This window comes from Streptomyces sp. NPDC058246, assembly GCF_042881985.1.
Taxonomy (GTDB): domain Bacteria; phylum Actinomycetota; class Actinomycetes; order Streptomycetales; family Streptomycetaceae; genus Streptomyces.
Genome location: NZ_JBHVWZ010000009.1, coordinates 6,046 through 19,025, shown reverse-complemented (window position 1 = coordinate 19,025; position 12,980 = coordinate 6,046). Strand labels below are relative to the sequence as shown.

The following is a 12,980-nucleotide window of genomic DNA, read 5'->3' as shown; positions in this document are numbered from 1 at the left end:
CCGATGTGCCCGCACCGCGTGTGCGGGCACATCGCCGTATCACGGCGACGCCCGCCCAGCCCCCTCCCGAGAGAGACGTCCATGCGCAAAGGCCCCGCCCTCCTCGCCATCGCCGCCGTCATCGCCGCACTCGTCCTGTCCCAGCACGCCAAGCAACAGACCGCCGAGCTGCCGGACTTACGCGCGAAGACGCTGCGCGGCGCACAACTGGCCGCCGGGAACGCTGGATTCCGTCAATTCGCGGGCGAGGACGCACTCGACCGCCACCGCATCCCCCTTGCGGGCAGCAACTGGACGGTCTGCTCGCAGCAGCCACCACCCGCGCGCTACACCGTCACCACACCGGTCACGGTGAGCGTCGTGAAGCGGCACGAGAGGTGGTCCGGGAGGGGCGGGTAGCGGGCCGACCGAGTCAATTCTGGTCCTTGGACGTCACCTCAACATCAGCTACGGCGACTGCGTGACTGCGCCGCTTCGCCTGGGATGTGTGTGCTTCGGCCGTGGAGCCGCCCCTGAGTCGGTGTGAAACGGGCTCTGACTGTGGTGACTGGCGGGCAGTTCGATGGGTTGGACCGAAGAAACGGATCAGCTGGTCAGCGCGCTATCTCTTGATCACTCAAGTCGGTGAACCATCCCATCGGCCAGAAACATGATCGCGGCGACGGAGTTCTTTTCGGTCGGAAGAGGTTCTCCGCCGGAAGGGGATTGTTCGTGGGTGCGCTTTGTCGATCCAGGCTGTTCATGGCCCTCGCTGCCGCGTGGGCGCTCGTACTGACGAGTTCCTCGGTGGCGCAGGCCGGCGCTGTCGGGTCGACTCCTGTCCGGACCTTTGAGTACAGCGTTGGTGGCATGACCATGAAGGTTCCGACCGGCTGCTTGTTCACACACATCATTCGAGGCGGCGGGAAGAAGATCACCTACCAGAACGCAGGCGTTGACTGTGCCTTTGTCGGGGCGCTGAGCAGCGGGTTCTGCAACTGGCGGATCGATTTCACGTACTCCGACACCAACAACAAGACCTATCGAACGTCCCGGGGGCGAACGCACCCCGAGTGCAGGATCGATCCCATGAGGAACAACTCTCCCCAGATGTTGCCTCGTTATGGAAAGGCGTGTGCGCATCTCTACGTCAACGGGGTGCGGCGGGTGAGTCAGTGCCACCACATTACGAAGTGAGCCGTTCATGACCGATCAGCAGCAAGGGCGGGAACAGCCAGGGGAGGCGCGACGGCGGTCGGCTGGGGTCGCCGCGTTCGTGGCGGGGCTGTCTCTGGCACTCGCCTTCTTCGCCTTCTTTCCCGGGCTTCCGCACGTCATCGACTGGGGGGCGATCGTCGTCGCCGTTCTGGTGGGGGTGCTCACTCGATGGATCTGTCGGTCCTGGATGGGAAAGAGGAGCGAAGAGAGCAGGTGAGTGCGGGCGCGGTGACGCGGGCCGCCAAAGCCCCGGACGCAGCGCCGACTCGCGGGATCCGGCAGGTCAATGCGTGTGTTCCTTTGTGGCACCGCTGAGGTGGCGGAGCGACTCACGGATGGTGGAGAAGGGCGGTTCCGGAGTCAGGTAGAAGTGGCCGCCAGGCACCAGTTCACGGCGGAAGGACTCCCGCGTCATCACGGACCAGGCGTCGGCCTGTTCCGGGGTCACATGGTCGTCGGTGTTCCCGGCGATCGCGGTGATCGGGCACCGCAGCACGTCGCCGGGCCGGTAGGTGTAGGCGTCGAACATCCGTAGGTCCCCGTAGACGTAGGGGAGTACCAGCTCGCGCAGGGCAGGGTCGGCGAACACTTCGGCGTCGGTCCCGCCGAGGTTCATCAGCGTCTCCAGCACCGCGGCCTCGTCGATGCCGTTCCCGCCGCCCAGGCCGGGGCGCGGCAGGTGCGGCGCACGGCAGCCCGAGGCGAAGAGGTGAGGGATGCAGGCGCCGTCCCTCTGCAGGCCGAGCGCCGTCTCGAAGGCGACGGCCGCGCCCATGCTGTGCCCGAAGAAGGCCGTCGGCCGGTCCATGAGGGGGCGCACGGCGTCCGCGATGTCGGCGGCGAGCCGACGCAGGTCCGACGGGACCGGTTCGGCGATGCGGTGGGCCCGGCCGGGATAACTCACGGCGTGGACCTCGATGTCGGGCAACGCGGCGGCCCACTCCCGGAAGAAGGTCGCCGATCCGCCCGCGTGCGGAAAGCAGATCAGTACCAGCCGGGCCTCGGGACGAGGGGTGACGCGTTTCAACCAGGTCATCGCATGCTCATGTCTCTCGCTGTGCCCGCGCGTTCCGTCGGCTGCCGACGGGCCGGCGCGGGCCGGGGGAAGGCCGGGTGGGACGGTCGGGGGTGCGCTCGCTGTCATGCCGGGTGGGACGGTCAGGGGTGCGCTCGCTGTCATGCCGGGTGGGACGGTCAGGGGTGCGCTCGCTGTCATGCCGGGTCCGGCGGCCGGCGGCGCTCCTGCAGGAGCGCCGCTGCCGAGCGCAGAGAACTTGCCGAGAACATGACGGGGATGACGCCGCCGCCGGTGAGCCGGTCGGCGGCGTCATTGCCACGAGCGGGGTGGTGCGGCGCTAGAGGGTCTCTCGCCTGGCCCGCGCGCGATGGGCGCGGACCTCGCGTGCCTTGCGGACGCGTTCGGCCCGGTCGGCCGACGAGTCCGTGGTGGTCGCCGGTTCGGTCGCCCCGGCCCCGATCAGTTCGGCCTGCGCCTTGACGGTCGTACACCGGTACAGGTCGAGTGAGGAGGGCCGTACCCCGGTGTGCTCCTCCAGTGCGGTCTGCAACCGGATGACCAGCAGTGAATGCCCGCCGAGATCGAAGAAGTTGACCGTCGTCGGGACGTCGGAGACCTTCAGCACCTCGGCCCACGCGGCGGCGACGCGGTGGACGAGGCCGTCGGCCCCCGGGGTGTCCGCCTGCGGCGCTTCCAGGGCCTGCTGCCCCTGTGCCGAGGCCTGCTCGGCCAGCTGTGCCGAGACCTGCTCGGTCAGCGCCGCCCGGTCCGTCTTGCCGTTGGCGGTCGTGGGGAACGCGTCGACGCTGTGCAGCTGCGCGGGGACAGCCACCTCGGGCAGGGTGCCGGCCACTCGTTTGCGGGTCAGTGCCAGATCCAGGTCGCCCTCCGCCCGCACGAAGCCGATGAGCCGGCTCCGGTCCGCGTCGGGGACCACCACGGCGTCCTGGACGCCGGGGCAGGCGCGCAGGGCCGCCTCCACGGCTTCCAGTTCCACCCGGTGTCCGCGGATCTTCACCTGGTTGTCGCGCCGACCCAGGAACTCCACAGTGCCCTCCTCGCTCCATCGCACCAGGTCGCCGGTGCGGTACATCCGGCTTCCGTCGTCGGCGAACGGGTCGTGGACGAAGGCCCGCCGGGTCTCCTCCGCGCGCCCGAAGTAGCCGCGGGAGACGCCGGTGCCGCCGATGTACAGTTCGCCGGTCGCCCCGCGGGGCACCAGTCGCCCGGCGTCGTCGAGAACGTAGAGGCGGGCACCGGGTATGGGGCCGCCGATGTCCACCGGCCGCGAGGGGTCGCAGCGTCGGTGGCTGGCCCAGACGGTCGCCTCCGTGGGGCCGTACTCGTTGACCAGGGCGGTGTCGCCGAGGGCGGCGGCATGCCGGTGGACCAGGGCCTCGGGGAGGGCCTCACCGGCGACGATCACGGTGCTGAGCGTCCGCAGCCGGTGCAGACCGTCCCGCTCGGCGGCGGCGAGCACGGTGTCGTAGAACGAGGGCACGCAGAGGATATGGGTCACCTCGTGCCGTTCCACCAGCTGGACCACCTGGTCGGGCGCTCGGAACTCGTTCTGGTCGGCGACGACGAGCCGGCCCCCTGCGGTGAGGGCGCCCCACAGCCCGGCGGCCGAGGAGTCGAACGCGAGGGGGGACAGCAGGAGGAAGACGGGCCGGCCCGGGTACACCTGGCGGCGGGCCAGGGTGGACGCGGCCAGGTGGCCGTGTTCGACCAGGACGCCCTTGGGGGCGCCCGTGCTTCCCGAGGTGTAGATCAGGTACGCGGCGTCCTCCGGATCGCCGGGCAGCGACGGGTGTACGGCCTCGGTGCCGGCGGTCGTGGCCTGGTCGCCGGCACCGGCGCGCAGGGCCGGCTCGTCGGCCTGGACCAGGGGGAGACCGAGGCCGGACAGGCGCTCCCCGAGCGAGCCCGTGACCACCACCGCCGACACGTCCGCGTCGCGCAGGACGGCGGTGACCCGCTCGTCGGGGTTGAGCGGGTCGACGGGGACGTAGGCGGCCCCGGCCCCCAGCGCACCGAGCAGGGCGGCCACGGCCGCGGTGGAGCGCTCGGCGAGGATGCCGACCCGGTCGCCGCGCCCCACTCCGGTCGCGGTGAGACGTGAGGTGATCCGGGCCGACCAGGCCTGGAGCTGCCCACGGGTCACCGTGTCCTCGCCGCAGACCACGGCCGGCTGTTCGCCGTCTTCCGCCGCGGCGTCCGCGACCAGGGCGTGCACAGGGCGCAGGTCGTGGCTCGGGAGGGCTGGGCCACGACCGAGGGCGAGCAGTTCGCCGGTCTGGGCCTCGTCGAGCGGCGACAGCGCGCCGACGGGCGCCTGCCGCGCGTCGAGCAGTGCGGCCAGCACCGTGCGCAGGCCGGCGAGGAACCGTCCCAGCTGCGGCGCGGTGTACCGGCCGTTGGGGGCGGTCGCGACCAGGGCCGCGCTCTGCTGGTCCGGCCGGTCCTGGACGGTGATGCACACCGCGGCGCCGGTGGCGGGCCGATGGGAGCCCGAGGGTGTCTCGTGGGTGAACACGACAGGGACGGACAGGGAGTCCTCGGCGGTCGCGGTGTGCTGAGCCAGGGAGCGGTCAAGCGACGCCCGCGTGGCGGACAGCAACTCGGCGACGGAACTGTCGTCCGGCGCGTCCAGCACCACGGGCACCACGGCCGCGCCGCCCGGCCCGCCGCCCGGCGCCGAGCCGACGACCGTACGGGTTCTGCCGGTGCTGCGGGCCAAGGTCACCGCGAGGGCGCTCAGGCCGGCCACCAAGGGAAGGTCGCGGTCCTCACGCGCCATCCGCAGGACCGCCTGGTGAAGAGAGGCTTCGAGCGCGACCTCCGCCCGGGCGGGCTGCTGCGCCTTCCGGACGTCTTGCTCCTTCAGGCCGAGCGGGTCCGCGGAGAGCGCGGCGCGGGCCTCCTCGGCCCACTCCCGGGACTCTGTGCTGTCGGTGGCGGTCCCCGAGGCGAGGTCAGAAGGGCCGGAACGCGACGACGACATCGGAACTCCTTCGGTAGCGGTCGTGACGGATGGCGGCGGGCATCAGTCGGCCAGCGTCATCGTCATGTGGATACGGTCCGTGCCGCCGGCGTTGTAGGCGGAGTGGTGACGGGTGGTGTTGAGGATGTGCACCTGGCCGTCCGTCGGGACGTGGTACGTGTAGCCGGTGCGGAACAGCAGACGGCTGTCCTCGTTGGTCTGGATCGACATGTGCGCGACCCGGGAGGCGTCCGTGTGCATGTGGTAGATCTCGCCGGGGTGCAGGGTGACGAGGCGGATGCGCCCGGCCCGGAACGGCAGGTTCTGGTAGATCTCGTAGAAGTAGGTGTCCTTGAGTTCCTCGTTGAACAGCGAGAACTCCGACTCCTCGAAGTTCTTCTCGCCGGTCTCCTGGTTGAACTGGCCGTTGCCGGCGTCACGCCAGGGGTCCTCGGCGTGGGGCCGGTGCGTCAGGCCGAGCCGGCGGAACCGGTCCTCCTCCTTGCCGGAGGCCGGCAGGGGAACGCGCTCCAGGTACTGGTGGTAGGCCTCGACGAGCTTGTCGTGGCTGAATTCGAGACCGGGCACCAGCTCGACCAGCTCCGCGTCGACGGTGGTGAGGGACGCAACGGACATGGGGTGTCTCCTGGTTCTTCTTCGGCAACGGGGAAGGGACTTCGGCTACCGGGATGGGAATTCGGCAACTGGGGAAGAGACTTCGGCTACTGGGGATGGGAATTCGGCAACCGGGGAAGAGACTTCGGCTACTGGGAGTGGGAAATTCGGCAACTGTGGAAGGACTTCGGGAGCGCCCGGACGGCAGGGCCGCACGGACGCCGCCCGGGCGGGCGGACCTAGGTGACGGGTGCCTGGTGTGCCGGTGCCGGCGGTCCCGGCGGTGCCGGCGGTGCCGTGCGCTCGGCGAGCGCGACGACAGGACCGCTGAGGAGGCCGACGGCCACGAACAGGGCGGCGAGCAGGAGGTAGCCGGGCCAGCCGAGCCCGAGGGCGAGCGAGCCCAGGACCACGGGTGCCAGGGCCTCGGCGATTCCGCCGCCGAGGCCGAAGACTCCCGCGTACTGGCCCTGGGCATGCGGTGCCGCGAGGCCGTAGGAGTACTCCATGGCGGCGGCCGAGTGCCACAGCTCACCGAGGGTGTAGACGGCCGTGGCGGTCAGTAGCAGCGTGGCGGACAGCCAGGCCGGGGGCTTCTCGGCCAGCATGATCAGGACGAGCCCGGCGGCGACGGCGGCACCCGCCCATCGCATACGGCGACTTGCCGAGGCCGTGTCGTCGACGTTCTTGCTCACCGCCACCTGCAGCGTGATGACCAGCACGGTGTTGGTGACGAGCAGCGCGGACACCATCCACCGGGGTGCGTGGGTGTGGTCGACGATCCACAGCGGCAGCAGGAAGGTGGGAATGGCGAAGTGGAGTGACATCAGGCAGTTGAGGACGGTCGCCGCCAGGTAGGGGCGGTCCCGCAGCGCCTCCCAGCGGCCGCTCACCACGGGCGCCGGAAGCGGTGCGAGGCGGGGCAGGCGCAGGAGCACGAGGGCGCAGCCGGCGAAGGACAGGGCGCGGCCGGCGACCACCGCGAGGTACGCGGGTGCGGTGTCCAGCTGAATGGCCACGCCCGCGACGAGTGCCCCCAGCGACACGGCCAGGTTCGTCGAGGCGCGCAGATAGGCGCGGAAGCCCGCCGGGTCGGCGCCGCCGAAACGGCGGATCAGCGGGGCCTTGCTCGACTTGTCCGCGGCGAACACCACGCCGATGAGCACGGACACCAGCAGGTACGACCAGAACGCGTCGACCAGCAGGTAGCAGCACATGAACACGCTGCCCGAGACCATGACCACGAGCTGTGTCTCGCGCGCCCCCCAGCGGTCGGCGACCTTGCCGCCCAGCAGCCCGGCGGCCAGGCCGACCATCGCGCCGAGGAACAGGCCGAGAGCCACCTGGGACATCGGCAGGTGCACGACCCGCGTGAAGTACAGGGCGCTGGAGGACATGAACATCCCGCTGCCCACCGCGTTCACGAAGTTCGCCGCGACCAGCAGGCGGCGCGGCCCCCGCTCGGGCAGCAGCCGATCGCCGAGCGAGCGCCGTCCGGGCGGGGCGGTGACGGGCTTTGGACTCAGTGCCACAGCGGGTCCCGGAAGTCGGCGTCCGGACGTGTCTGCCGGTACCAGGCGCGCAGTTCCCGGCCGGTGACGCCCTGGGGCGCCACCACGAGCCGCTCCGCGAACCAGTCACGCACCGCGGCGAATCGCTGCTGCAGCTCCTCCTCGTCGGCGGCCGACACCAGGATCTGACCCATGCGGTGGTTGGTGTTGTCGATGGTGCCGGAGAAGGTCGCGCCCACCGGGAACTCGATCCGGGCGAACTCCACCCCGGGCAGCTGCCTCAGCTCGGCGGGCGTCGGGCAGTCGAGGACGACGCCCGAGCGGCCGCTGAGATAGCTGGTGCCGATGACGTCGGGCCGGTAGGTGATGTCGCTCCGCGGCGGCCGGCCGAGTGCGGACAGGAGGGCCGCCTCGCCGAGGTGCACACGGAACTTGGCCTGGATCTGCTCGTGGATGAGCGCACCACCGCGGCGTGCCGCGCACTCGCTGAAGACGAGCCGGCCGGTCTCCGGCTGGTGGAAGAGTTCCATGTGGAAGACCCCGTCGCGCAGGCCGAGTGCCTTCAGTGCCTGGCGGACGACGGGCTCGGCCAGCTCGTACGCCCATGCCTCGTCCTTCGGGTCGAAGTGGCGCAGCCACAGCGGGAGACCCTCGTCGACGGTGGTCAGGCAGGGCGAGCCGTACCGGCCGACGGCGTGGAAGCGCAGCTCGCCGTCGTGGACGAAGCCGTCCACGATCCATTCCTCACCGTCGATGTACTCCTCCAGCACGAAGGTGCGCTGGGCGGTGTGCTGTTCGCGGTAGCGGCCGCTGAGAGCGCGCAGCTCGTCCAGGCCGCCGACGACCGCGGTGCGTGCGGTGGCGGCACCGGCCACGGGCTTGAGGACGGCACGCTCGTATTCCCACACGGTCAGGCCGGTGACGTCGTGCACGTCCTCGATGACGGTCACCCGCGCCGCCGGGACGCCGGCTTGGGCGACGCGCCGCTTCTGCAGGGACTTGTCACGGAAGTGCAGCGCTGTCACCGGGTCGATCGCCCGGCACCCGAGGTGCTGGGCGAGGACTCCCGCGGTCACCAGGGCCCACTCGTCGGAGGTCTGTACGGCGTCGAAGGTGACGTCCGCGAGACCCGCCCGGTGCAGGGCCGCCAGGACCGCCTCGGGGCTCTTGTGCTCGTCGACCCGCAGGACGGTGATGTCCGGCGGTATCTCGGCGAGTCCGTGGTCGTGGCCCGCGGCTCCCCAGACGAGGACGGCGTCGACACCGTTGCGTACGCACGCCTCCATGACGTACTTGTCCGTGCCCAGCAGCAGCACCCGGGGCCGGCGCTCGGCCCCGGCCAACCGGTAGACGGCATCCGTGAGTTCCGCCATGGCGTGGTGGTCGGCGCGAACGGTGTCCAGGTCCGGAGCGGTCATGAAGATGCGCAGCGGGCTGCTGAGCAGATCGGTGGTGGGCCGCACGACCTTGCCGGGGCCCAGCTTGACGCTCATCAGGTGCACGCTGGGCAGCGCGGTGATCCGGTCCACCGCGGCCTGGTCGACGGACTCCACGACGCCGCTTCGCTCCGTGCGCGCGTTGTGTACGGCCGCCGCCTGGCGCTTGGTGTAGACGCGGCCGGCGTAGCGGCTGCGGAACTCCTCGGGCCGGGTGTAGGCCAGAGCGGTCAGGTCCGCCTGGTTGGCACCGAGGCAGACGTCGTGGAAGCCGGGGTTCAGGTTGCCGTTGAGCCGGGCGCCGATCTCCACCAGTGCCGGGCCGTCGGGCGTCATGATGACCTCGGCGTGCGCCGGGCCGTGCCGGATGCCGAGGGCGTCCAGAACGGTGTCGACGTACGCGATCAGCTCGGGCACCGGCGCCTGGTCCGGATCGAGGAGCACGTCGAGGTCGTAGATGTTCCGGCCGCCGGGGACGACCCGCTTCTCGTACTCCCAGACACCGCAGACGAACCGCTCGCCGTCCACGCTGACGGTGTCGACGATGTACTCCGTGCCCGAGAGGAAGGACTGGACCAGCGCCTCGGTGTTGCGCCGGTCGAAGATGTCCGTGGAGTCGAGCACCGCACCGGCGGCGGCCGCCACCTCGGCCGCGTCGTGGCAACGGTAGACGTGGTCGGTGGAGGCCGAGCTGAGCGGCTTCACGACGACCGGGTAGGACGCCTCCCGCTCCGCCCAGTCGGCGAGCTGCGCGGGATCCGAGGACTTGAGCTGGCGGGCGCAGTGGATGCCGGCGGCGCGCAGCGTCTCGGCCATCTCGTACTTGTCGCGGCGGGCCATCGATCGGGCGGTGCCGTTCGTGGCCAGGCCGAGGCGCTCGCTGAGTGCGTCGGCCAGCGGGACGCCGGGCTCCTGGCCGGCCAGGACGGCCACCGGACGCAGCTTTGCCAGGGCCTGGACCGTCTGCTCGAGAGCGGCTTCGTCCGGGCAGTGGAAGTGGTCGCGGTAGGCGGCGGGATCCGGCGCGAGCATGGACGCCATCGGCTCCGCGGTGCTGTGGACATGCACGACCTCGACGCCGAGCCGGGCGAAGGCGGGAGGGAGGAACGTGCCAGTGGAGTAACCATCCACGATCACTGCGGTGCTGACGACTGGTGAGTGGAGAGGGTCTGTGGCCATCGGGTCCGTCACTCTCTGGGGGCGGGTGTGGGGCGTCCGGGAGGAGCGGTGCGTCTACAGGGCGGCAGGCCAGCCGATGTCATGTGCGGGGTGCTGCGCCGCTGCGGCCGCGGGCCGGGGCGGGACGGGCCAGCCGATGTCGCCGTCGGCGACCGCCGGCCCGGTGTAGGCGACGAATCCGAGGGTCGCGAACACCGCGGACGTACAGACAGCGCGAAACAAGTGCCGCACGAGATCTCCTTGAGGAAAGGGTCAGATGGTGGCCGCAGAGCCGGCGGCAACCCCGTTGCCAGAGAAGGTATAGGTGGCAAGGTCATCTTGGCAACAGTTGACAGAGGCTTGGTAATTAATCTCTGTACATGGGCCTGGGCAAGGAAAACCTGCCATGCTGTCCGCATGCTGATCAGGGAAGCCAACACAGCGGACTGGCCCGCCATCTGGCCCTTCTTCCACCGGATCGTCGCCGCGGGAGAGACCTTCACCTACCCCGTTGACCTCGGGAAGGAGGAGGCACGGGAGTGGTGGATGCTGCCGGAGCCGGCCCGGACCGTGGTCGCCGTCGACCAGGCCGGCACGGTCCTCGGCACCGCCAAGATGAACCGCAACCACCTGGGCAACGCCGCGCACATCGCCAGTGCCAGCTTCATGGTCGACTCCGCCCACGAGGGCCGGGGAGTGGGCCGTGCGCTGTGCCGGCACGCCGTGGAATGGGCGCGGGCGGCGGGCTTCAGGGGCATGCAGTTCAACGCGGTCGTGGAGACGAACACGCGCGCGGTGGGGCTGTACCGGTCACTCGGGTTCGAGGTGCTGGGCACCCTGCCGGAGGGCTTTCGCCACCCGGGGCACGGCTACGTCGGCCTCCACATCATGTATCGCGCACTGTGAGAGCCCGATGGTCTGTCGCGCTCGGCGGGAGCCCGATGGTCTGTCGCGCACTGTGAGAGCCCGATAGTCCGTCGCGCTCGGTGAGAAGCCGGATCGTCTGTCGCGCTCGGCGGGAGCCTGATCGTCTGTCGCGCTCGGTGAGAAGCCGCCGTGCGGCGGCCGGAGACCCGGCCTCTCCGCACGGCGGCCGGCGGGATCAGGAGCGCACGGCCCTGACCATCACCCGGGGCACGGTGGCCAGCAGCCGCGGTGCCTCCGTCGCCTCGTCCACGAGCACCTGGGCGGCTTCCTCGCCCATCTCGCGTGCGATCGCGTCGCGTTGGGCGATGATCCGCTCGTACACCGCGAGCTGACGCTCGGTGGAAGCGGTCAGCTGCACCGTCTCGATGTCCTGGAAGCCCACGGGCTCCAGGAACCAGGCGTAGTCGAGGTGCGGGGGTGCCCAGGTCGTGAACACCAGGGGGCTTCCCGGCCGCAGCAGCCGGGCCAGCTCCTCGAAGGCGGCGACCTTGTTGAGCACCATCCACAGGGCGTCGATGCTCATCGCGCCGTCGAACTCCGCCGCGGGCAGACCGGTGTCGGTCGCGCTCGCGGCATGGAAGGCGGCGCGGGGCGCCTTCTGGAACGTCTCGGCGAGCCGTGCCGCCTCCGCCACCGCCTCCGCGACGACGTCGACCCCGACCAGCGAGGCGCCCAACTCCCGTGCGACCCACAGCCCTGGCCCGCCGCGGCCGCAGCCGATGTCGACGAGCCGCGTGACGTTCCGCTCGCCGAAGAAGCGTGCGCAGGCGCGCAGGTCGCTCAACGTCACGAAGCCGAAGGGCTGCACCTCGTCCGGGTACTCGTCCTGGTAGACCTCCTGGTAGATGGCGCGCAGCGTGTCACCGGAGTGCTGGTTCGCCAGAACGGGGCGGTAACGGTCCTCGTCCACCGTCGTTGCTTCGAGATTGCTCACGGCACCTCCTGCCGGTCAGATCCTGGTCGCCCGCAGCGAATACATCAGCGGGACTCGGGGCAGCCCGACGGGCGCGCGGAAGGCGCCGTCGGCATGTTCCTCCAGTGAGAGGAACCTCTGGAACACCGTGCTGTCGTGCTCGTTGAGGAGATCGATCCGCATACCCGCCGAGACGAGGGCCGAGACCACCTCGCCGAGCCCGTGCTGGAAGGCGACCGCACGCGTGTTGCTGGTCGACGCCTCGGCGTCGGCGTAGGTGCCGCGCACGTCGCTGACCTGCGGGCCGCTGTCGAAGTAGTCCTGGGCGACGGTCCGGCCGTCCGGGGCGAGGATGTCGGAGAAGGGGTGGAACTCCGCGAGGTAGAGCGTGCCGCCCGGGACGAGCAGTGAGGCGACCGTCTCGGCCCATCGGCGCATGTCGGGCAGCCAGCACAAGGCGCCCACGCCGGTGTAGACGATGTCGTACGCGCCACTGCCGAGCAGGGCGGCCGACTCGTACACGTCACCGGTGACGAACCGCGCGCTGAGCCCCAGTTCCTCGGCGAGCCCCTGTGCCTCCTCGATGGCGGGCGCCGAGAAGTCGAGGCCCGCCACCCGCGCACCGCGGCGGGCCCACGCCAGCGTGTCCAGCCCGATGTGGCACTGCAGATGGGCCAGACGCTTACCCCTGACGTCGCCGATCTCCGCGAGCTCGAACGGGCGCAGGGGATCCGCACCCCGCTTGAAACCCTCGATGTCGTAGTACTCGCTTGAGGTGTGGATGGGCACGCGCTCGTCCCACAGCGTGCGGTTGACGCTGAGGTAGTCCTCCGGCCGGTCGGTCTCGCTCGTCAGCAGTTCCTCGACCACGGCGGTGTGGCCGCCGAGGGTGCGGGCGGTGAGGAGGTCGCGGGTGGGGACCTGGATGCCGAGGGTGTGGGTGAGGTGGCTGGTGACGCGGGTGATGAGGAGGGAGTCGCCGCCGAGGTCGAAGAAGTCGGAGTCGTCGGTGAGTTCGGTGTGGCCGAGGTGCGCGGTCCAGGCGCGGGTGACGGCGTCGTGGGCGGTGTGGTGCGGGGTCTCGGCGGGGTGGGGTCGCTCGGCGAGGAGTTCCTTGACCACGATGGTGTGGCCGCCGAGGGTGCGGGCGGTGAGGAGGTCGCGGGTGGGGACCTGGATGCCGAGGGTGTGGGTGAGGTGGCTGGTGACGCGGGTGATGAGG

Annotated in this window: 12 protein-coding genes; 4 read left to right on the top strand and 8 right to left on the bottom strand. The window is 70.7% G+C overall.

Going from position 1 to position 12,980, the window contains the following annotated elements; all coding sequences use genetic code 11:
- The first annotated feature begins 81 nt into the window (after positions 1 to 81).
- From ACFVXA_RS15600 to ACFVXA_RS15590, 3 genes are all read left to right on the top strand, one after another.
- On the top strand, positions 82 to 399 hold the full coding sequence (locus ACFVXA_RS15600; protein WP_390025270.1) for a hypothetical protein: 318 nt from the start codon (positions 82 to 84) through the stop codon (positions 397 to 399).
- A 342-nt stretch (positions 400 to 741) separates the two neighbouring features.
- Positions 742 to 1,176: a hypothetical protein gene (locus ACFVXA_RS15595; RefSeq protein WP_384023325.1), complete on the top strand. Its 435-nt coding sequence runs from the start codon at positions 742 to 744 to the stop codon at positions 1,174 to 1,176.
- A 7-nt stretch (positions 1,177 to 1,183) separates the two neighbouring features.
- Positions 1,184 to 1,414 (top strand): hypothetical protein, encoded by a 231-nt coding sequence (locus ACFVXA_RS15590; protein ID WP_362023665.1) that lies wholly within the window; start codon positions 1,184 to 1,186, stop codon positions 1,412 to 1,414.
- A 66-nt stretch (positions 1,415 to 1,480) separates the two neighbouring features.
- Here the strand turns inward: ACFVXA_RS15590 and ACFVXA_RS15585 are convergent, their stop codons facing one another.
- From ACFVXA_RS15585 to ACFVXA_RS15560, 6 genes are all read right to left on the bottom strand, one after another.
- Positions 1,481 to 2,233, bottom strand: a complete 753-nt coding sequence (locus tag ACFVXA_RS15585; protein ID WP_390025268.1) for a thioesterase II family protein — start codon at positions 2,231 to 2,233, stop codon at positions 1,481 to 1,483.
- A 319-nt stretch (positions 2,234 to 2,552) separates the two neighbouring features.
- Positions 2,553 to 5,219, bottom strand: a complete 2,667-nt coding sequence (locus tag ACFVXA_RS15580) for a non-ribosomal peptide synthetase (protein WP_390025266.1) — start codon at positions 5,217 to 5,219, stop codon at positions 2,553 to 2,555.
- A 42-nt stretch (positions 5,220 to 5,261) separates the two neighbouring features.
- Entirely contained in the window at positions 5,262 to 5,834 is a 573-nt protein-coding gene (locus ACFVXA_RS15575; protein WP_362023671.1) for an aspartyl/asparaginyl beta-hydroxylase domain-containing protein, read from the bottom strand.
- Positions 5,835 to 6,052: 218 nt separating this feature from the next.
- A complete protein-coding gene (locus ACFVXA_RS15570) occupies positions 6,053 to 7,345 on the bottom strand; it encodes an MFS transporter (RefSeq protein ID WP_390025264.1) in 1,293 nt (430 codons plus the stop codon).
- Positions 7,336 to 9,939: an ATP-grasp domain-containing protein gene (locus ACFVXA_RS15565; protein WP_384397022.1), complete on the bottom strand. Its 2,604-nt coding sequence runs from the start codon at positions 9,937 to 9,939 to the stop codon at positions 7,336 to 7,338. The genes ACFVXA_RS15570 and ACFVXA_RS15565 overlap by 10 nt, the downstream gene beginning before the upstream one ends.
- Before the next feature lie 54 nt (positions 9,940 to 9,993).
- Positions 9,994 to 10,170, bottom strand: coding sequence for a hypothetical protein (locus ACFVXA_RS15560; protein ID WP_362023680.1), 177 nt, complete (start codon positions 10,168 to 10,170; stop codon positions 9,994 to 9,996).
- Positions 10,171 to 10,335: 165 nt separating this feature from the next.
- Between ACFVXA_RS15560 and ACFVXA_RS15555 the strand changes: the two genes are divergently transcribed.
- A complete protein-coding gene (locus tag ACFVXA_RS15555; RefSeq protein ID WP_383747053.1) occupies positions 10,336 to 10,824 on the top strand; it encodes a GNAT family N-acetyltransferase in 489 nt (162 codons plus the stop codon).
- 196 nt (positions 10,825 to 11,020) lie between these two features.
- On the opposite strand, the gene ACFVXA_RS15550 is transcribed toward ACFVXA_RS15555, so the two are convergent.
- Together ACFVXA_RS15550 and ACFVXA_RS15545 are read right to left on the bottom strand one after the other, a co-directional pair.
- Positions 11,021 to 11,779: a class I SAM-dependent methyltransferase gene (locus tag ACFVXA_RS15550; protein WP_384026798.1), complete on the bottom strand. Its 759-nt coding sequence runs from the start codon at positions 11,777 to 11,779 to the stop codon at positions 11,021 to 11,023.
- Positions 11,780 to 11,794: 15 nt separating this feature from the next.
- Positions 11,795 to 12,980: phosphopantetheine-binding protein (locus ACFVXA_RS15545; RefSeq protein ID WP_389465857.1), on the bottom strand; the 1,186-nt coding region annotated here is incomplete at its 5' end.